Below are 20,714 nucleotides of genomic sequence, written 5' to 3'. Positions count from 1 at the left end.
CGTCCTGCTCACGGCCTGCCTTCCTGCTGCGCCCCGGAAAATGGTCCCTGCCTGACGAACCAAGGGCAGATCACCGGGCCAACCTATCCCCACCCAAAGTCAAAAGCGCGTTCTTCACGGCCGACTAGGTAGCCACCAAGCCGGCACAACGACAGGGCGCAAACCGCCGGTTCACCGGGGCCTAGGCAGGTTTTCCAAGCAAAGCACCGGAAGTGTGACTGGAGCGGGCGAAGGGATTCGAACCCTCGACCCCAACCTTGGCAAGATTTCAAAAGGCCTCGAAGCACCTTTCTAATTCTACGCCAGAGCCCCCGGAATCCCTTGGATTATTGACACTTACGCGCTCCGTCAGCAAGTTTGTCTACGCCACGAACCGCCTTCACGGTGGTATACGCGTGGTAAACTCGGAGTTCCATTGCCATGGGTGTCAAAAGCCAGTCCTCGCTCACCAAGCGCACAGTGGATGCGGCCCATTCAACTGGCAAGCGATACCACATCTGGGACTGCGACCTGCGCGGATTTGGCCTCAGGATCGAGCCTTCGGGGATCAAGACCTTCATCGCCAAGTACCGGGTTGGCGGCGGCGGACGAAACGCGCCCCAGCGCATCCAAACGATAGGACGCTATGGCACCCTGACGCCCGAGGAAGCTCGCAGGAAAGCCAAGGCCGTCCTGGGCAGTGTCGCGGCCGGCGCCGATCCTCAAGGTGATCTGTCCGCGCGGCGGCGCGAAATGACCATGGCCGCGCTGATCGACTTCTACGAGACCCATGGCTGTGTGGTTCAGCGCGGCAAGCGCATCGGCGAGCCGATGAAGCCGCTGACCAAGGCCTATACGCTCGCTCGCCTGCGCCACCATGTCATTCCCCTTCTCGGCAATCGCCGGGCGAAGGACGTAACGAGTGGCGACATCGAAAGGTTCGCTGCCGACGTGGCGGCAGGCAAGACCGCCAAGAATGAGAAGGTCGGCCCGCGCAAGCGCATCATCGTCAAGGGCGGACCGGGTGCTTCGCGCAAAGTCGTCCGCGACCTCTCGGCCGTGTTCAGCTTTGCCAAGCGCAGCGAGATCGTCGAGCGCAATCCGGTCGAAAACGCTGCGGTGCGCAAGACCGATGGTCAGAAGACCCGCTTCCTGACCTTGGAGGAGGTGAGCCGACTGGGAAGCGCGCTCGATGAGCTGGAACGGGATGGAACCAACATCAAGGCGATCAACATCGCCAGGCTCTGGGCGTTGACCGGCTGCCGCCGCAACGAGATTGCCGGCCTCAAGTGGGACGAGGTCGATTTCGAGAACGGCATGCTGGTCCTCGAAGACAGCAAGACCGGCCAATCCATGCGCCCGCTGGGTGCTGCGGCGCTGACCTTGCTTAAACAGATCGAACGAACCGAGGATTCCGAGTTCGTGTTCCCGGCCGACAGCGGCGAGGGTCATTTCCAGGGCACCAAGACGCCTTGGGCGCGGGCGATCAGGAAGGCGGAGCTGCCAGGCGTCACGCCCCATACGCTGCGCCACACGATCGGTTCCACGGCGATCTCGACAGGTGAAGCCATGGCATTGACCGGCGCGATCCTCGGTCACTCCAATCCACGCTCGACCGCAATCTACGCCCATATTCAGCACGAGCCTTCCCGCAAGGCTGCAAACCGCGTCAGCAAGAAGATTGCAGCAGCTCTATTACCAAATGCCGTTCCGACAGGACCGCTCACGATCGAAGACCAAAAGCTCCTTCAGGCCGTCAAGGCGCGGCTCGCCAAGGCCGACACCAGTGCCCGCAAGCTGCGCGATGCCATCGTTGCCCTCCTCGATCAACAGGCATCCAAAGTAGGATGTATCAGATGCGACTAACGACACCACTATTCAGACTTATCCTTCTTAAGCACCAAGTCATCATACTCTTTGCTGCTCACGATGGCTTCGATCAGCACGGGACCCTCTGATGCAATTGCATCAGTCAAGGCAGCGCGCAGTTCTTCAGCCGTCGTTACAGAGACAACCGGCACGCCAAAAATGCTGTCGCCCCCGATTGTACCCTTGGAACGGACCGGCGTGCCATAAATAGGATTGCCCTTGCGCTGCTGCTTGATCCGGATCAGCGCAAGGTCGTTGTCGGTCAAGACTATGGTAACGAAGGCGATGTCATAGCGAACCGCAGTGGCCAGTTCGCCAGCGGTCATCAGAAAACCGCCGTCTCCAACCACTGCGCAGACCTTCTTTTCGGGGAAGGCTAGCTTGGCGGCGATCGCTGCCGGTATGCCAAAGCCCATTGTCGACCAACCATTGGTCATCAATTGGAGCCGCGGTGCAGGGGTTGGCCAAGCCTGACCGATCAGGTGCGTATGCGCGCCTACATCGCAAGTCATGATGCCATCGTCGGGCAAGACATCGCGCAGGATCGTGAGCACCTGTGTAGGGCCAAGTAGAGCATTCTCGGGCCGCAGCTGGCGAAACATACTTGCGCGTCGTTCTGCCAGCTCCACCAGATCCCAGTCTTTCGGGCCAAGATCCAGCGCAGCCAGGTGCGCCAGCGATCCGGCAATGTCGCCGGTCACGTCGATAACGTCGGGATATTCCGCATGATCGATGTCTACAGGTTCAACATCGACGTTGATCAGCGGCACGTGCGGCATCCAGGATTCAAGGTTGAATTCGACCGGATCGTAGCCGATCGCCACGACACAATCCGCTTGAGCATGTGTCTGGCCCACCTGATCGCTCAGTGCGTGAAAGAGCACCCCCGCGTAGCTGGGATGGTCCTCGCGCAGCATACCCTTAGCCATCGGGGTCAGGACCACCGGCAGCGCGAACTTTTCGGCCAGAAGCCGGATCGGTTCAGCCAGTTGTGCCTGGACCGCGCCAAGTCCGACCGCCAGAATCGGGCGCCGTTTCGCGGTGAACAGCGCCGATGCTTCGGTTAACTTTGTGGCGGAGGCGGGCGGCGCCTGCCAAGGTGCCGACAGATCGAGCGCCGCCCCGGTCGAAGGTTCGGCCGACATACCCACCGGCAAACCGATATGAACCGGTCCCGGGCGTCCAGAGGTGGCAATGGCGGCCGCGTCTGTAATAATCGCCCGAACTGCATCGGCGCGCAGCCGCGTAGTCTTCTTGGTCAGCGGAGCGAACAATGCCTGGTGGTCGATGCCCATCTGGGTCACACGCCCACGCATCGACTCCGTCATCTCGTCGCTCAGGGCGATCATCGGCGATCGATCGAGAAGTGCTTCGCCCACCCCGGTTGTGAGGTTCGTCGCGCCAGGACCGAAAGTGCCGAAGCAGACCCCTGGTACGCCGGTCAGCCGGCCGGTGACCTCGGCCATCATCCCCGCTCCGCCCTCGTGAGTGGTCAGGATAAAGTCGATTCCGTCGGTTTCGCGCAGCGCCTCCATATAATCGACCCAGCCGCCGCTAGGCACTCCGAAGATATGGCGAACGCCAAGGTCGCGGAATGCCTCGACAACTTCTTTAGCTACGGTCTTCGAAGACATATTACTCGCCTTTCCCGAGTCTGCGGCGTCATATTGCCATGCAGACATATTTGGTTTCCAAGAATTCCTCGATGCCCTGACGGGCACCTTCGCGTCCTAGGCCAGACTGTTTGATGCCTCCGAAGGGGATCGGCGCCCCAGTGAACTTCACCGTGTTGATTGCGACCATGCCGAATTCTAGGGCCTCGCTCATCCGCACAGCGCGGGAGAGGTCACGGGTGAAGACATAAGCGGCAAGGCCGTATTCACTGTCGTTGGCGGCGACGATCACCGCTGCGTCATCCTCGAAGGGCGTGATCGCGGCCACCGGGCCGAATGTTTCCTCGCGGTAGATCTTCATCGCATCAGTTACATCAGCAAGCACTGCTGGTTCGAAAAACAGGCTGTCGGGATCCATGCGAGCACCGCCGTGTAGGAGTCGCGCTCCTTTCGACACGGCGTCCTCGATGTGGTCCATGCACTTGTCCACCGCGCGGTCGTGAATCAGAGGTCCGAGCTGCGCGCCGCGTTCGAAGCCATCGGCTACCTTGAGCAATTGCGTGTGATGTACGAAATGCCGCGTGAAATCCTCAACAATGTCACGGTGGACGAAAATGCGGTTGGCGGCGAGGCAGTCCTGCCCCGACGTCTGGAACTTCGCATCGACCGCTGCTCTCGCCGCCGATTCCGGATCGGCATCGGCGCAGACGATGAAAGGCGCATGCCCGCCAAGCTCCAAAGACAAGCGTTTGACCGTCGCCCCGCACGTGCGGGCAATCAACCGACCGATCTCGGTTGACCCAGTGAACGACAAGCCGCGCACAACTGGTTCTTCGCATAGCATCGGGACAATCACGCCTGCATCTCCGGTAAGCACATTGAAGACGCCTGCCGGTATGCCCGCCTGTTCGGCGAGATCGGCAAGCGCCAAGGCCGAAAAGGGGGTCTCCATCGATGGAACGCAGATCGCGGTGCAACCGGCCGCTAACGCCGCCCCTGCTTTGCGCGTGAGCATGGCCGAGGGGAAATTCCAGGGTGTGACCAGTGCAACGACGCCAAGCGGTTCCTGCTGTGTAAACAGCTTCCGGTTGGGAAGATGGCTGGGAATAACGTCGCCATAGGTTCGCTGCGCCTCGGCGGCGAACCATTTGATGAAGCCAGCCCCATAGGCAATTTCACCCTGCGCATCGGCAAAGGGCTTGCCCTGCTCAAACGTCAGCAGTTCGGCTAGGTCATCGGCATTGGACAAGATCAGATCATGCCAGTGCATCAGGATAGCTGCCCGCTCTGGAGCCAACATGGCCTTCCAGGCAGGCAGAGCCTGACTAGCCGCCGAAATCGCCGCCGTTACTGTGTCTCGGGTCAGTGCCGGAACGTGTCCCAGTGTTTCGCGTGTCGATGGATTGGTTACTGGCCGGCAATCGTCGGCGCCGACCCACGCGCCGCCGACATAGGCCCGCTCATGCATAAGCGCGGCAGGCGGCTTAGATATCTTCGCCGGAAGTTCCATTGCTGTCATGGTTCCAGCACGCACAAGGCACCGGACTCAAAGTCACCGGGCGGCCCGATCACCGCACAGTGTAGCGCAGGCAGGCCAGCAATACGGGCAACCATTTCCGAACCGATGGCCACGGGTCCGACACCCGCCGGAGTGCCGGTGTAGATGAGATCGCCTGCCACCAGTGGTTGATACCGAGAGAGGGTGGCAATGATTTCAGGCACCGACCAGATCATGTCACCGATGGTCCCGGCCTGCCGCAACACACCATCGACCTCAAGGGTGACGGTATCGCTGGAAGCCGGGTGGCTCGCCGCGCGCGTAATGGGTCCGAGCGGGCCTGCGTTGGCGAAATTCTTGCTAAGATCCCACGGTCTTCGTGTGGCTTTCGCTTCGGCCTGCATGTCACGCCGCGTCATGTCGAGACCGACCGCGTATCCGAAGACATGGTCAAGTGCGTCGGTCAGGGCAATGTTGGACCCACCCTTGCTCAGCGCGACGACGAGCTCGACTTCGAAATGCAGATTTGCCGTCAGCGGCGGATAGACCATCGCCTGGCCATCGGTCACGAGCGCCTCTGCAGACTTCATGAAGAAGAACGGCGGTTCCCGTTCGGGCATGCCGCCCATTTCGCGCGCATGCTCGGCATAATTCTGACCGACGCAGAAAATGCGGCTGACCGGAAACCGTACCTCTTCGGCGGTGATCGGAATAGAAACAACGGGCCTTGGCGCGATCGCGAATGGACTCTGGGACACGGGGTAAATCCTGTTCTGGGTTGCTTACATCGGCGTGGCGGGGGGGTGGACACGGAGCGGCATCGCCTTAGGCATGGGGAGCCGCACCCTTTCATCCTTAGCGCGACACCAGCACAAACGGGCGCAGGCTGCCCAGCATGGACGAACGATCCGCCGGCGGCTTACCGAACCATCATGGATTCGCGCGCCCCGACCACGAAATCGACGTCCTTCGGCAAGACTAGGCCAGCAGAACGCACCCGATAGGCTTCTGGCTTTTGCGGCAGAGACAAGTCCGCCCCCGCCTCGACCTGAGAAACCTGGTCCAGCATCAGCTTGCGGAAGAAGACGATTGCGGTGTCGCCCGACCCCAAGATTTCCTTGGATCGATCAACGATGGCCCCCATGGTTTCTTGGAGCGCTTGGTCCTGCAGGCCGATTCCGACGATGCCCGAGGTGTTGCAGTTGCGCTGCATATCGCGGTCGATCCCGTAATTGTCGTGGCGGCCATGAATCGGTCGATAGGAACCATCAGGGATAACCGGTACATTGACCCCAAGCGCGTCGAAGGTTTCCTCGTCCGGCAAGTCTGAATCGGGATCCCAGTACATGGTGAAAGTCCATGTTTTTTCGTCATCAATAGGCACCCAGGCGTGGCCTGAAATGGGACCCGTATCGCCCTTGCGCGAGATCATCGTGTAGAACGGAGCCAGGTACTGCGTAATGCGCCAATAGTATTCGTTTTCCGATGCGTGGCGCCGGGCGCCGATCGTCATGCCGCAATCGGAGTTGCGTACGAAAAAGCGAGGCGCCCGATCGCTGGCCAGATAGGGAACACCAGGCACTGCTGAAACCTGCCGCTCGCCGAACCCCCCCCCTTCCTCCGGCGGCTTGACGATGCTGTGCAGGATACCGACATGGCTCGAATCAATGCCACCCTCGAGCGCCTGGGCCCAGTTCGACTCCTGCAGGCGCTTCTGGATGTTGCGCTGCGACGGCTTGACCAAGCCCCACTCAATTTCCGGCGGACGGGGCGGAGCCTTGTCCTTGTCTCCCATATAGGTCCAGATCAGCCCACCCCATTCCATCACCGGGTAGGACTTAATCTTGACCTCGTCCCGCAATGGCGAATTGGCCGGCTCGGCCGGCATATCGACGCAGTTTCCATCGATGTCGAACTTCCAGCCGTGGTATATGCAACGCAGACCGCATTCCTCATTGCGGCCAAAGAAAAGATCGACACGGCGATGCGGACAATAGGCATCGACCAAGCCGATCCGGCCGGTGCTGTCGCGAAACGCGATCAAGTCCTCGCCCAATAGGCGAACGCGAACTGGCGGGCCGTCGACAGCTTCAAGCTCCTCAGGAAGCAAGAAGGGCAACCAGTAGCTGCGCATGACGCGCCCCATCGGGGTACCTGGGCCCACACGCGTAAGTTTGCTGTTTTCCTCGACGCTTAACATGGGTGCACCTCTCTGGAGACGTTCGGCTTTGACGGCCACCGCATAATCTAATACGGCATACAGTATTCACTTGTCAATTGCGGTTGGGGGTGCTTGAAGGGCTCAAAATCAAACGAATTTGGCCATTTCCAGACAGCTCGCCGCGGCGCACTTCGCGTCGCTGCGCCGGTTTATTCCCGAGAGGCCCCGTGCACTCCCAACTCCCGACCAACCCGAATGTAATCAGCGACCGCGTGTTCGTTACTTATGTCAGCATGGTGATGGCGCTGCAGTCCTTTGCCATCGACGCGATGCTACCAGCGCTGGGACTGATGGCACGCGACCTTGGTGGCATCGCCGAAAACGATCGCCAGTGGATCATCGCGGCCTTTCCGATTTCGGCAGGCCTTGGCGCGCTGATTCCAGGCAGCCTCGCTGACCGCTTTGGCCGCCGTCCTATCCTGCTCGTCGCACTCACCTCCTACAGTTTGACAGCTCTTGCCTGCGCCTTTGCGCAGTCCTTCACCGCCATGATCGCGCTTCGGGTTGTGTCTGGTTTCTCCGCCGCGGGTTTGTCGGTGTTGCCGATGGCGCTGATCCGCGATCGGGCGAATGGCGACACCATGGCCCGGCTACAATCGCTGATGATGACCGTTTTTATGATCGTTCCCGTACTTGCCCCGATTGTCGGGCAGGGGCTGCTGTGGCTGGGCAGCTGGCGCCTGATTTTCGTCGCAATGGCGCTGCTCGGCTTTGCCATAGCACTGTGGACGTTGCTGCGGGTCGAAGAAACCCTCGATACCGCGCACCGCCAGCCGATCAGGCCCAGTGCGATCTGGGCCAACGTGCGATCGGTGTTCCGCACCCGAGCAAGCTCGGTCTATATCGTCGTGCAAACGCTCTTACTTGGGGCGATGTTCGGGTTCATCAACAGTTCCCAGCAACTCATCGCCGAAGCCTTTTCCAAGCCCAGGCAATACCCGATTATCCTGGCTGTGCTTATCTCAGCCTTGTGCGCCGGCAATTATGCCAACAGCCGACTGGTCGAGCGGGCGGGTGCTCGCGTAGTGTGCTTCAGGGGCCTTCTTACCTATGCGTCGTGCAGCTTTCTATTGATCATCGTTGCCAGCCAGGCCCATCCCTCGCTGGAACTCATTGGCTTGGCGGTCGGCGCAGCGTTCTTCAGCCAAGGTTTCATTACCGGCAATGCAAATGCCTTGGCGATGGGCCCATTTGCCCGTTCGGCAGGATCGGCTTCGTCGGTGTTGAGCTTTGTGCGCGTGGTCGGTTCATCGGCGCTGGGCGCCCTAATAGGTCAGGCTTACAATGGTACGGCCCGGCCATTTGCCTATGCCATGCTTGGCACCAGTCTTTTCGCGATCACGCTGATCCATTGGCTCAACAGCGATATAGATAGATCCACTCAGCGTTGCCGATTCTAACTCAGCACGAGCGCCAATGAAAACTGCGCTCTTAGTTGGCAAAGCCGTCATGGCTTTGACGGTAACGCGGCAGCAACGCCAGCAGGATACATAGGACGAACAGGCCGACGAGCGCCAGAAGGAACGAAAGCCGGTAGCTCGAATATGCGTCATAAGCGCGGCCGACCAGATAGGGACCTGCGGCAATGCCGATGCTGAACACCCCGTAAACCGCGCCAAATATCCGCCCGGCATGCCTTACACCGAAGTAGCGGCTGACGAGGAACCCGATAAGATCGGATTCAGCTCCCTGGCCGATCGCCAGCAGGAAACTGCCCAAAATGGCAACCCCAAGTATTGGATAGGTGGCCATCAGCCCCGCGCCAATCAAGGGAATGATAAACACGACGATGGCCACGTGCGGGGCGAAGTAGCGGTCAAACAGGAAGCCGGAGAAGAGCCTGGCAGGTATCGCCACCAGAAAGTTCACCATCACCACCAAAGCCAGCATTTCGGGACCTACACCTATATCCGACAGAAACGGCGCGACGTGAATCGCCAAACCTTGGAGCGTCGTCGAAATAAGCAGGACGATTGCAAGCAAAAGCCAAAAGGTCGAGGTGCGCGACGCCTCGCGCAGGGTCATGCCATCGAGCGCCGCACCACTTTCGGCCTCGGTCCGGGCCAAAGGCGCCTCGCGAATCAGCATTGCTGAAACCGGCAGGCCGATGCCCAGGGGCAGCAGCGCCAGCGCATAGAAGCCATACTCCCAGCCGAAATGAGTGTTTACCGTTATCAGCAAGGGACCGGAGATCGCCGCGCCCAGGACCACCCCGGACGAACAGCACCCGAGCGCCACACCGCGTGAGCGCAGGAGATCATCCGAGAACCAGCCCGAAAGCAGCCCAATAAAGCCTGTGATGGTCGAACCAGCGCCGAAAAAGGTGATCAGTGCGAAACTCGCGTAGAGCCCGGGCAGCCCGAACTTTGTGATTATGGTTGGCGCCAATAGCGTCGCCACGCCGTAAAGGCCGAAAGAACTTGCAACTACCAGGCGCGTTCCCAACCGGTCGATCAGGCCGCCGATGATTGGATTGGCAATTGCCAGGACCAGCGCAGCGATCGATAGGGCCGCAGAAACTTCCGACCGGTTCCACGCGAATTGCGCCTGCAGCGGTCGCATAAAAATGCCGGTATTGATCAGAATGACCGAGATGGCACAACAACTGGTCCCAATACTGGCCCAAAGGACCATAAGCCAAGCTTGGCGTCTACGTTCCGCAGGCAAGACACGGGACAGTTGTTGGTCTCGTTGCACCGGAAGTCCTTTTTTTGGTGACCGCCGGGCTTCCGCCCGCCCAATCACGGAGCGGTTTTTTCAGTTAATGCCATAAGCGAAGCCGGGGTCAGCACAGCACGCGCGAAGGGCCAAACCGAAGCTGTGAATTGCGCGCTGAAGTGTCACCGCCTCTTCAGGCCGCAGGTGTGATCTGGGGCGCTAGAAACATGTCGTCGCGAAGGAAGGCAGTGGTAACCGCTACAAATTCGACTGGCGCTTCCATCATCGCCCAATGGGCGACATGGGGCAGAATGAAACCCCACGAATTGGGGATCAGATCGAGATAACCATAGGTTCGGGCAAGTACCGCGATCTTATCTATCTTGCCGCCCACCACGAGGGTCGGCGCCTGGATCGTCGCGATCAGTTCCGGCGGATAGGTCATCTTGTCCAAAAGAGTGTGCTCGTGAATCGCCGTGGTCGCCTCGCGCGCGCCGGCGAGCATCGTCAGTTCGTAGCGATGCCGTAGGAGCGCCTCTGGCATCGCATAATTCGGGCCAGCCAACGTCGTGACCAGCCGCCGCATACCTTCTAGCGTGTAATCATACCCGGTCAGCCCCTTACGTGAATCCTTATCGGGATTAGCGATATCGAGCCCGGCGGCCCCCATCAGCACCAACTTGTCGACCAAGTCGGGACGATGAATCGCAACGCCAAGCGAAGTCGCACCGCCCATCGAGTTACCGATCAGGTGAACCGGCCGGCCACCGGCGATGGCTTCGATGAATGCGATGAGGTGCCGGTTGCGACCCGATTGGCCATAGTTGTACGCGTCCGGGCTCGGTCGTTCGGTTTGGCCGAACCCAGGCATGTCGACTGCAATGACGTGGAACACCTTGGCATACTGCTCGATGCAATCTTGCCAGTTACCTTCGGCATCGGCCCCGGGGCCGCCGCCGTGGACAAGAACAAGGGTCGGCCCGTCACCTGCCTCAAGGTAATGCGTCGCAATTCCATCAGCCTGCACATAGCGTCGTTCGAACATTGTTGCCTTCCCGCCCTTGATTTGAATGTCACCCTGGTCTTTATTGCCGTTCGCGAAACAACCCGTCATTGCGCCTGGCCTGCAGCAGTTGAACGGCTTCGGCATCGCAGCCTTCAACCTGTTGAGCAGCGCATCGCACGCTCACACCAGGTCCGCAAAATCGGCAGGAAGAAAGGAACTGTCGATGATGGCCGTGCGCTCCTTGATGAGCCAGCGTTCGCCATCGCAGACCACGTGGTCAATGTACTGCCCGCTAGCATAGAGCTTGCTGTCTTCGGCAGGGGCCGCGCGGGCAATAATGAAGTTGCTGACTACGCGGGCTCCAGCACCTTCGACTGCAGGCTCGATGTCTAGCACCGAAACCACGTGCGTGGTCTTACCACGCGGCGTATGCCATACACCGAGCAAGTACGCGACGCGCTCTTGCAACGCCAGCCGCCCCTTATCGACATAGTTGTACAGTCCCTGTTCGCGATGGTTTTCCCGCGTAATCAGTGCATGGCGGCAATCATCTGTAAACAGGTCCATCCATTCGACGTAGCGTTGTTCGTCCGAAAAACGGGCAGCCCGCTGGATCAAGCGAGTAATTGCTGCTTCTGATGCAGCGTCGGCGCGCGCCTGAGGCTCGATCGCGGACCTGTCGGTGACTTCTATCATATGTTGGCTCCAATCTCGTCGAGGATAACCCTCAGTTGTTCTCGGACCGTAGGATGTCGCCCATGTACTTCTTGTACTCGCTGTAAAATCCCCGCAGTGAGTACTCGTCGTTTTTAGCCCCAGACATTCCTGGGGCCTGACCACGCCCCATGTTCGACCACCGCATCGCCTCGGAAGCACCCAGTCCGATCGTGCAGCGGCGGGCCGCTTCTGTGTCGTCCGCACTCACCTTGCCCGACGAAGTCTGGATGCTAAGCAGCGATTCTAGTCGCTCCTGACGAACCGCCTCAGGCTCGCCTACATGCCCGAAGGCGACGATTTCGATGATTGCCTCGCTAACGCTGATTGGGCGAACCACTTCGAGGACGCTGTAGGAGCTATATGGGCTGCCATTCCCGCCACCAAACTGAATATCGAGATTCGGGAAGACGGCCATGATAACGTGATAGGCCTGCTTATCCGGTGTCCCCATCGCCGGGGCTCCAGCGTAGGCCCGGCCCGTCAGGCGTTGGACGAACTTGGCGTAGGAATCGCCCGACCCCTGTGGCGGGAATTTCATATAGCTATGTCCACCCCCGAGGTCGTGGTTCTCCCCTTTGATCTCGACGCCCTGGTAGAGGAATGTGAGCACTTGATGGGTGAACATCGGGTGGTAGTTGTCGCGGAAATTGTCGTGCCAGAGTTTCCAGTTACCCTCGAGCTTCCAGCGCACCCTGCCAAGCACTTCCTGACCTTCGGTCGCCTCGGTGATATGCTGCTTCGACGCGCCAAGGAATTCGTCGAGCGGGGGAGCCTTGCCATCAATGTTGACGAAGATGTTGCCGCAAAAGGTGTCCAATCGGACAGCAGGCGAATCATAGCAGGCTTTTTTCAACTCGGCACCATAAGCCTCTGCCTTGGGGACCGATTCCAGCTTGCCAGCGGTATCGAATGACCAGGCGTGGTACATGCAGGTGAAAGAACCACCGCAATTCCCTTTGGCTGCTGTGGCAAGCATGGCGCCACGATGGGTACAGGAATTGTAGAAGGCCCGAAGGCGACCTTCCTCGCCGCGCGCCACGATGATCGGCCGGCCGGCCAACTGGACGGTCAGGTAATCACCAAAAGCGGGGACTTCAGATTCATGGCCAACCCACTGCCAAGTTTTGGTGAAGAGCTGAGCGAGCTCTGCCTGGTAGATGTCCTTGCTTCGATAAACGCGCCGGTCGATGACGCGCCCGCCGTCGAGCTTCAAATCGTTGCGGTCCCAGACATCCCCCGCCGCTTGTGCGCCATTCATCTGCCAAACTTCCTTTCGATCGGGAGGGTCGAGACGCTTCCTGCCTACGACCGCATTCTTCAATTCCACATTGTATACTGTGTGCCAAATTATGTCGCAGCAGTCCGTGCGTCAACCTCGAACTGCACGCTACATCCCGTCCGGATTTACGAACCGACCCTCAACGGCGCCGTAAGCCCGTCCAATGCCGCAATCATGGACAGCGCGGTGATGCGCCCGGTGCCCGGCTTTTCGACTGAAGGAATGTTTTCGATTTTGAGTTCGAAGCGCGCGGAATCAGCATCGACGGTGATGAAGTGCGTATTTCGTTCAAGCGATGGGTCCGCCCAGATCTGCAACCGCGTGCGATCTGGGCCAATCCCTGCAAGGGCCAAAGCTGCGGCAACGTTGACGTTCGCCGGAAAGCCGCGGGCACCATCGCGAGCGCTGCCGTCGAACAGCAGCGTGGGCTCGGTAAGCTTCATAAGGTCAATATCCTGCCGGACAACTTCAGGCGCGCCGAGCAGCGATTTGGGTGGCTTGCGGGTTATCATTGTTACCGAGAAGATTTCGCTTACCGCCGCGGCCCTGACTGCATCAAGCCCAAGCAATGCGCCCGTAGCCATGATGACTCGCCCCCCCGTGCTGCGGGCGATGTCGATGACTGCCATGTTCTCGATCAGCGCCGCAGCACTGACGGTTACAATCTGCCTACCGCGCTCCAGCGCGGGCACCACGATTTCCATGAACGCCCCAGTTGGAGCGCATTCGACAATGATTTCTGCCATATCGGCAAGCTGCACTGCCGCAACAACCGGAACTTCGATGTCCAGCTGCGCAAGCTTGGCCTCGGCCTTGGCTCGCGTTCCGCTGGTAACAGCGACCAGCTCCATCCCATTGCGGCCTTCACGCAGATGTCGTGCCACAGCAGCACCAATCGTTCCGAATCCCGCAATTCCAACCTTGGTCATCAGCATCTCCTTTTGCCCGCCGCGCCGAAACGACAGCACCGGCTCCGCTTGGGCGCCGCGGCTAAAATCGAACTTGAGCCGATCACATATATAGTATACCGTATGCCGTCTATAGGCTATTAGCGAGGCGACATGAAGAAGGTTTTGTTGTGCCGGGTCGGCGAACTGACTGAAGGTGAAGTGCGGCAGGTCAGCGCCCCCGGATTCGAAGAAGATTTTGCCGTCTACATGATGGACGGGCAGTATTTTGCCAGCGACGATCTGTGCACGCACGGCATGGTTTCTCTGTCCGCTGGCGAAATTGTCGATGGGCAGATTTTCTGCCCCCTTCATGACGGGGCATTCGATATCCGCACCGGAAAAGCGACCGTTCTGCCTTGTCGGATCGCTCTGAAAATTTATGCCGTCTCGGTTGAAGATGGCAACGTTTTTGGTCTTGTCCCCCAAGACTAGTTGAGGCGCGGTCGGCGTGAGCATTAGCCTGTAAGGGCCGACGCTCCGCCAACTCGGCTCCGTTGCAATGCCTATTCCCAGGTCGCAAATGCCATCCCGCACCCGGTCCCAGCAAGCGAGCGGTAGCACGGCACGTAATCGATCAGATCGAAGAGCATCCCTTCGGTCGCGCCCGCAACCACTGACCAGCAGCGCATCTCCGAATTACCAGATTGCAGCAACTCGCGCGGCAGAGCGGCATGCTCTTCTTCCCCTCCGTTTCGCAGGACCTCGATAAACCGGCGATCCAGCTGCTCGTCAACCACGAAGTGGCTCAACCCGCCGGTCGCCAGTACGCAAACTCGCAAGTCTTCGGGCCAACCCTCAACGATCCGGCGGATCGCCCGGCCCAACTGGTAGGCACGCCGCGGAGTAATCTGGTTAGGTGGGTAATAGGTGTTGATCGTGACCGGTATTACCGGCCACGTCTTTTCAGTCATGATCCGGTGAAAGATATAACCGAACGAATGGCTCATTGACTGTTCGTCGCGAAAGTACTTGGTCTGCGCCGGATCGAAGCCGTGTTCCAAGAGGTCGCCGATCAGCCGCTCGGCATAGCCGGAAGCAACCGGGTAATCCCGTTCGCCCTGAGGGTACCAGACTTCGGCTTTAAGATCCTCGGCGTATTTCCATTTCATGAAACCAGTCGGCCGATAACGAAGACTTTCGCCCCAAAAGACCGACAAAGAGGGAAAGTTGTCGTCGTCGAAGAGTTCTTTGTGGTCATCACCCACGATCATCACCACGTCAGGATCGGCATCGCGCAATTTGGCGGCGATTGCGGCGATCCCTGCTTCGTTGGCCGCATGCCGAGCAGCCAAAACATCGTCTGCGAGTTCGGGTGCCAAACTTTGACCGTGCCGAGCGAGCAGGTCGTCGTACCGGACGCGTGCGCCAACTTCGTCATATAGACTCCAAGCGCGATCGTCGGTCTGCCCGCGGGCCAACCAGGCCGGCGGCTCCATCAACAGGGCGGGACTGTGCGAGCTGCCAATACCAAGGACGATCCGGGCCATTTCATTTTACTCCTTACGAAATCTCAGTGCTTGCAAGGCATTCAGATGCACTTCTCCCGGTGCCGTCAAAGCGCGGCTGAAAACCTTTCGGGCCGGAAGGAAGCCAGCGCCTCGAGCCGCAATCCACCGACAATTTCGGTTGTTGCCATGCGGGCAAGCAATGGCGCGACGGTTACGCCGCTCATAGCATTGATCACATAGACTGAGGGGCTTCCTGGCAGCCTGCCCATTACCGGCATCTGGTCGTGTGCAGGGATGGGGACGGCGCCGTAGACAACGCGGTCGAGCGCGATCCCTCGCAATTCGGGCACCGTTCTTGCCGCAGTGTTGAGCAGCATATGACCATAAGACGCGCTTCGGTCCTGTGCCATTGCGCCCGGTTTGTAATCCAGACCGGTTACGATCCGGCCATCGGCGTTCTGCTTGATCGACCCAAGTGGCCCATTGAGAATGCGCCGGAGCAACGGCTTAGTGGGCTGGCTTATGGCCAGCACTCCCGACGGCAGATCAAGTGGAACATGCGCGCCCAAGCGAGCGGCAAATTCAGCGTTGGCACTACCGGCGGCCAGAACGATCTGATCAGCGACAATCGTTCCGTCGTCGGTTATGAGTCCCGTCGTGCCAGATGGCGCGACGGCAATATCCGTCACACGTGATCGCACAAAGCGGCAACCGGCTCGTGTTACATGGGCGGTGAGTACTGCCATCAACTGGTTTACGTCGACAGCGCCTTGGTCGGGCTGGAAGTACCCAGCACCAAATTCCCCGACCACTGTGCCAGGACAGAGGTCTGTGATATCGGATCTGTCGAGCGCGACGGCATTGGCGCCCCAACCGGTCAAACGGACGCGAGCGGCGTCAAGCTCGGTGGCAAGCGCTCCGGGTTTGGCCCAGTTCACTATGCCGCCCCACTGTACGGGAAGTTGCGGTCCAATATCGCGTTGGAAGCGGTGCCACTCAGCAATCGCTTTGATGTAGAAGGTGTTGAAAGCTTCATCCCGGCCGGGCTGCGTGGCGATCAGCATGGCGAATGAACCCTGAGTGCACCCTTGTCCGGGCGCAGGATCAATCAGCGTAACGCCAACTTTGCGCGCGAGGAGGTGCCACGCCGTGACCATCCCAATGACGCCGCCGCCGATGATAGCAACGTGCGGTCGTCCCCGTTGTGAGCCTTGCGCCGAAGCTACCCCGCCCAATGCAGTTGCAGCAGCAGCTGTGGCGGATAGGGCGAGGAAGCGGCGGCGGTCGAAAGCGCTGAAACCGGTCAGCGCCGATTGTGGTTGGCGTGTCATAGGCACTCCTCGTCATTCAGCTTCGATCAGGGCTGGCACGATCAGACTGATCGGGTCCACCCGCGGTTCCGCCAACAAGGCCGGATCGGCGATGCGCTCGCCAACCAGCTTCTTGGCCCTCCGCAAGTCGCGCGCCGCATTGACCGAAGTCACACCGGCAACCTTGTCGTCGCGCAGGTGATAGATCAGGAAACTGTCGCCATCCCCTCGCTGAATGTCTCGCGTACCGGTGCATTCGCCGAAGACCTGAATGGCAAGATCATACTGGTCGGTCCAGTAGGCGCTGACGCCGGCATAATTGTCGCGTTGACCCATGATAGCAGCCGCCACATGTTCGCCGTGGTTTAGGGCATGTGCCCAAGTTTCCTGACGATCGTGTCGTCCAAGGCGTCCGTTGAAGCCGAAGGCGACTTCGCCGGCGGCAAAAATGCTTGGGTCTGAAGTCCTGCCGTTACCGTCAACCACGATACCCGTAGGCTCAACCGCCAATCCGGTTTCAACAGCAAGCTCACTGCGTGGCAGCACTCCGATCCCGATTATAACCAGGTCCGCGCGAATTTGCGTGCCGTCGGACAGCGAGATTGCCCATCCTTCGCCTTCGGGAACCGCCTCGGAGATGGTAGAGCCAAGATGCAGTTCGACTCCTGCCGCGATGTGCCGGCTCTCAAGCAGCGCGCTGAGCGGCGGCGAGGCGGCACGTTCCATCACGCGCCTAGCCGGGTCGATCACCACGACGCGACGCGCACCGTCGGCGCACGCTGCCGCGGCTTCGAGGCCAATAACTCCGGCACCGACAATCACCACGCATTGTGCAACTTGAAGGTCGCGCCGAAGACGCAGAGCATCGTCCAGTGTACGCAGATAGTGGACCGCGGGTTTTCCGGGTTCAAGGCCTGGCAATTCGCGTGGCACAGAGCCTGTCGCCAGGATCAAACGGTCATAGCCGATCGTTTCTTCGCCGTAAGAAACGGTGCGGGCGACGCGGTCTATCCCAACGCAGCGCGCGCCATTGCGCAATTCGATCTGCGCCTCATTGAGTTCGCCAGAGGCAACCAACGCTATCGCATCGCCATCTGCATCGCCAGTCAACACCGCCTTGGAAAGCGGTGGCCTGTCATAGGGGGTGTATGCCTCTTCGTTGAGCAGTATAATGGCCCCAACATGGCCGTGCTGGCGCAGGCCAAGGGCGCACTTCACGCCCGCGATGCCCGCACCGATAATGACAATTCGGCTGTCGAGTGTCAGTCTGATCTCTTGGCCTAGCTCGGTCTTTGGCATTTCACTCGCCCGCTGCTGTTGCGGCCAGGCAAAACACTGCGCCTGGCCGCCTGACATTCAAGTTCTGGTCAGAATTTCAGCGAACCGCTCAGGCCGATGGTGCGCGGCCGCGCGGTGAAATACCGAAGCGAATTCACATCCTGCTTGGCGCCGACAACCGCGAACTTGTTCGTGATGTTTTCTACGAAAAGGCTCAGGTCGACGTCGCCGACGCGTGCGCCCACCCGGGCGTTCCACAGCCAGTATGAAGGCACCAAAGTGTAGTAATTTTCGGGGACGCCTGCGCTGAGCTGGGCAGCGGAGACGGGGCGGAACTGGGTATAGGACGACCCCTTGTAGCTTACGTCGCTCTGAACATAAGCTTTGACCGTATCCGAGACTGGCATCTCGTACTCGCCGCGCGCCGAGAACGACCAGTGCGGGACATATGGGACCCGGTCGCCGCTTTGACCAGGAGTGCCGCCATTGACCACGTCGGCCGGCAAGTTGCTCTTCAGCTTGCTGTCGACATATGTAATGCTGGCTCCCAAGCTCAGCCCTGAGGTCGGCAACAGCGTTATGCTGCCTTCAGCGCCGTAGGTGCGCGTCAGACCGGCGTTGATCTGGTAATTGTAGGCGCCCAGCGCGAGCGCGTTGAGCTGCTGATTTTTCCAGTCGATGCGGTAACCGGACACATCCAGCAGGACCCGCCGGTCGAACAACGCAACCTTCGCACCCACTTCGTAGTTCCACAGGCTATCAGGGCGATAGGACACCGGCACGACGGTCGTGCCGCCTTGGTTAGCCTGAGCTGCAGCGGTATTGATGCCACCTATGCGGAAACCCGATGCAGCGCGCGCATAAATGCTGACAGTCGGCACAGGCTTCCACAACAGAGCGAAATTGTACGTGGTCGCGCTTTGCGTGTCCTTGAGCGGCGCGCTGGTGCTGGGGGTGGTGACGTTACCGAAGAAGAAGTCCGGGAAAACGATTTGGTATGACGTCTGCTGGTCGTCTAGCTTGGCACGGAAATAGCGGATGCCAGCGGTTGCTGTCACGGTAGGCAAAATCTTGTAGTCGATTTGCGCATAGGCCGCATACTGATCGGTCTTGAAAACGTCGCCCTGCGCGAACAAGACCGGGTTGTTTCCGAAACCAGGCTGGATCAGGCCTTCATCGTGGCAGATTTGCCAGGTGTTGCAGATCGCTGTGCCGGTTCCCGCGTTGGTCGCGATGGCCGCGCCGCGCGTGTCACGCTTGTCGTGCTGGTAATACACGCCGGCAACCAGCTGGAGAGGCCCGCTGAACTTGGAGGCAAACCGCAATTCGGCGGTGTAATCTTCGAACTTGATGTCGTTCGAATAGAGACCCGGGTAGCCGAACGACGATCCAACACACAGAAACCCGCCCGAAGCGGTACAGATCTGACCCGACGTATCGATAATGTCGAGCAGCTTCTTGTGTCCATAACTGCCACTCGCGACGATGTTGCCAATTCCCACATCGAGGTCGGCGCTGGCGCTATAAAGCTGATACTTCTCGCGATAGCTTTCTGCGGTGGGATCAAAATTGGCATAGGCACCAAGACCGGTAGGTGTCGGCTGGAACCCGACAGACGGGGTCACATACTGCGGACCATTCACCGTGGTGTTCTGGAAATTGGCGGCGAGGTCGATCGTCAGCCTATCAACTGGGCGCCAGCGTAGCATCGCGCGACCGCCAAATAGATCCACGTCATTGGCATTTTCCTTAACGCCACCGTTACCGAAGCGCTTGTCGATATAGCCGCCGCCCTGGTCGGTCCAGCCCACCAAGCGGATCCCAAGACGATCGTTGACCAGTGGCACGCTGACTGCTGCCGAACCGTTGAAACGGGCGTTGCCGCCGTCGATAAAGCCCCAGCTTCCATCAACTGCCCCTTCCGCGTCGGTCAAACTGGGCTTGCGCACAACAGTGCGCAGGGTGCCCGACATCGACCCGGCGCCGAATAGGGTGCCCTGAGGCCCCTTCAGCACTTCGACATGGTCAATGTCGATCATACGCAGACCGGGCGTCCCATCACCACCTACGTCCGCGTTAAACGGCCCGATCAAAGGCGCTTCGTCGAAGTAGACGCCGGTAGTGGACCCCACGGCTGACGAAATGCCTCGGATAATGATGCGTTGCTGAGTTGCGCCCTGAGCCACCACGTTTAACGAAGGGTTGAGCTTGGTGAGATCCTGAACCGAGCTCACGTTGTAGCGCGAAAGTGTCTCGGCCGAATAGGCATCGATAGCGAGCGGGATGTTCTGAGCTGTCTGGTCGCCGCGGCGGGTTGCCGAAACAACAATTTCGCCGACTTGCGCCTCATCCTTCTGCGGGTCATTGGCCTGCGCCCTCGCTTCACCGCTTATCCCCGCTAGGGCTACCCCCAAGAAAAGGATGGTGCGTGAGCGCCTGATCGAGCCACCCCATGCTCGACCCTCTCTACTCGCGAATACCTGACCAATTCCCGCCATTTTGTGACTCCCCGGCTTGTATAATACGGTATACCGTGCGCGGTAGACAACACACTTGGGGGGTCTTGGCAAGCAGTTTTTGGGCCCCACTAGAGCGGTTTCCACACGAACTGAATCGACAGGGATTCCCTTTGCGGCGGCGTTGTGATTCAGACTTCCTGCTGGTGGCAGGAGGCCAGCATGGATGGCACGAACGCTTTCACAGGATCTTCGGGACCGGGTTGTCGCAGCGATTGATGGCGGGCTGAGCTGCCGGGCGGCAGGCTAGCGTCCGCGCTCGTGGTGTAATTTCCGGTGTAGGCGATGGTGTATTCCGGGGTGGGGCATGCCCCACCCCGGAATGCGGCGTCGCTGGTGGCCACCGGGCTCATCGTTATGGTGGAGTTTGCA

General features: G+C 59.6%; 17 protein-coding genes. 3 read left to right on the top strand and 14 right to left on the bottom strand.

What is annotated here, in order from left to right:
* Window positions 1-420: 420 nt before the first annotated feature.
* Entirely contained in the window at window positions 421-1,845 is a 1,425-nt protein-coding gene (locus tag H7F49_RS17455; protein WP_185684851.1) for a tyrosine-type recombinase/integrase, read from the top strand.
* Between the two features lie 8 nt (window positions 1,846-1,853).
* Here the strand turns inward: H7F49_RS17455 and H7F49_RS17450 are convergent, their stop codons facing one another.
* From H7F49_RS17450 to H7F49_RS17435, 4 genes are all read right to left on the bottom strand, one after another.
* Window positions 1,854-3,482 carry a thiamine pyrophosphate-binding protein gene (locus H7F49_RS17450; RefSeq protein WP_185684850.1) on the bottom strand — a complete coding sequence of 543 codons (1,629 nt, stop codon included), beginning with the start codon at window positions 3,480-3,482 and terminating at the stop codon, window positions 1,854-1,856.
* A 28-nt stretch (window positions 3,483-3,510) separates the two neighbouring features.
* Window positions 3,511-4,980 (bottom strand): NAD-dependent succinate-semialdehyde dehydrogenase, encoded by a 1,470-nt coding sequence (locus H7F49_RS17445; protein ID WP_185684849.1) that lies wholly within the window; start codon window positions 4,978-4,980, stop codon window positions 3,511-3,513.
* The gene (locus H7F49_RS17440) at window positions 4,977-5,717 is read right to left on the bottom strand and encodes a fumarylacetoacetate hydrolase family protein (RefSeq protein WP_185684848.1); all 741 of its coding nucleotides are present in this window, start codon (window positions 5,715-5,717) and stop codon (window positions 4,977-4,979) included. The genes H7F49_RS17445 and H7F49_RS17440 overlap by 4 nt, the downstream gene beginning before the upstream one ends.
* A gap of 161 nt (window positions 5,718-5,878) precedes the next feature.
* Entirely contained in the window at window positions 5,879-7,093 is a 1,215-nt protein-coding gene (locus tag H7F49_RS17435; RefSeq protein WP_214647887.1) for a Rieske 2Fe-2S domain-containing protein, read from the bottom strand.
* 299 nt (window positions 7,094-7,392) lie between these two features.
* Between H7F49_RS17435 and H7F49_RS17430 the strand changes: the two genes are divergently transcribed.
* The gene (locus H7F49_RS17430; RefSeq protein ID WP_185684846.1) at window positions 7,393-8,580 is read left to right on the top strand and encodes a multidrug effflux MFS transporter; all 1,188 of its coding nucleotides are present in this window, start codon (window positions 7,393-7,395) and stop codon (window positions 8,578-8,580) included.
* A gap of 31 nt (window positions 8,581-8,611) precedes the next feature.
* On the opposite strand, the gene H7F49_RS17425 is transcribed toward H7F49_RS17430, so the two are convergent.
* From H7F49_RS17425 to H7F49_RS17405, 5 genes are all read right to left on the bottom strand, one after another.
* Entirely contained in the window at window positions 8,612-9,814 is a 1,203-nt protein-coding gene (locus tag H7F49_RS17425) for an MFS transporter (RefSeq protein ID WP_185684845.1), read from the bottom strand.
* Window positions 9,815-10,031: 217 nt separating this feature from the next.
* Entirely contained in the window at window positions 10,032-10,952 is a 921-nt protein-coding gene (locus tag H7F49_RS17420; protein WP_235982298.1) for an alpha/beta fold hydrolase, read from the bottom strand.
* Between the two features lie 72 nt (window positions 10,953-11,024).
* Window positions 11,025-11,540: an aromatic-ring-hydroxylating dioxygenase subunit beta gene (locus tag H7F49_RS17415; RefSeq protein ID WP_185684844.1), complete on the bottom strand. Its 516-nt coding sequence runs from the start codon at window positions 11,538-11,540 to the stop codon at window positions 11,025-11,027.
* Between the two features lie 31 nt (window positions 11,541-11,571).
* Window positions 11,572-12,819 (bottom strand): aromatic ring-hydroxylating oxygenase subunit alpha, encoded by a 1,248-nt coding sequence (locus tag H7F49_RS17410; protein ID WP_185684843.1) that lies wholly within the window; start codon window positions 12,817-12,819, stop codon window positions 11,572-11,574.
* Between the two features lie 146 nt (window positions 12,820-12,965).
* On the bottom strand, window positions 12,966-13,769 hold the full coding sequence (locus tag H7F49_RS17405) for an aspartate dehydrogenase (RefSeq protein WP_185684842.1): 804 nt from the start codon (window positions 13,767-13,769) through the stop codon (window positions 12,966-12,968).
* Window positions 13,770-13,901: 132 nt separating this feature from the next.
* Here H7F49_RS17405 and H7F49_RS17400 point away from each other — a divergent pair, with 132 nt between their 5' ends.
* The gene (locus H7F49_RS17400; RefSeq protein WP_185684841.1) at window positions 13,902-14,222 is read left to right on the top strand and encodes a non-heme iron oxygenase ferredoxin subunit; all 321 of its coding nucleotides are present in this window, start codon (window positions 13,902-13,904) and stop codon (window positions 14,220-14,222) included.
* A 71-nt stretch (window positions 14,223-14,293) separates the two neighbouring features.
* Here H7F49_RS17400 and H7F49_RS17395 read toward each other — a convergent pair whose 3' ends face one another.
* The 5 genes from H7F49_RS17395 to H7F49_RS19375 all read right to left on the bottom strand — a co-directional run.
* Window positions 14,294-15,277, bottom strand: coding sequence for a DODA-type extradiol aromatic ring-opening family dioxygenase (locus tag H7F49_RS17395; RefSeq protein ID WP_185684840.1), 984 nt, complete (start codon window positions 15,275-15,277; stop codon window positions 14,294-14,296).
* Between the two features lie 65 nt (window positions 15,278-15,342).
* On the bottom strand, window positions 15,343-16,569 hold the full coding sequence (locus H7F49_RS17390; RefSeq protein WP_185684839.1) for an NAD(P)/FAD-dependent oxidoreductase: 1,227 nt from the start codon (window positions 16,567-16,569) through the stop codon (window positions 15,343-15,345).
* A 12-nt stretch (window positions 16,570-16,581) separates the two neighbouring features.
* A complete protein-coding gene (locus H7F49_RS17385) occupies window positions 16,582-17,904 on the bottom strand; it encodes an NAD(P)/FAD-dependent oxidoreductase (RefSeq protein WP_185684838.1) in 1,323 nt (440 codons plus the stop codon).
* An 11-nt stretch (window positions 17,905-17,915) separates the two neighbouring features.
* A complete protein-coding gene (locus tag H7F49_RS17380) occupies window positions 17,916-20,324 on the bottom strand; it encodes a TonB-dependent receptor (RefSeq protein WP_185684837.1) in 2,409 nt (802 codons plus the stop codon).
* Between the two features lie 149 nt (window positions 20,325-20,473).
* The coding region (locus tag H7F49_RS19375) for a hypothetical protein (RefSeq protein ID WP_214647886.1) at window positions 20,474-20,714 on the bottom strand (241 nt) is incomplete at its 5' end.

Origin of the sequence: Novosphingobium aerophilum, assembly GCF_014230305.1 — a bacterium.
Taxonomy (GTDB): Bacteria; Pseudomonadota; Alphaproteobacteria; order Sphingomonadales; family Sphingomonadaceae; genus Novosphingobium; species Novosphingobium aerophilum.
Note: the sequence above shows the minus strand (reverse complement) of the source record. Positions and strands in the feature narration are given on the sequence as shown.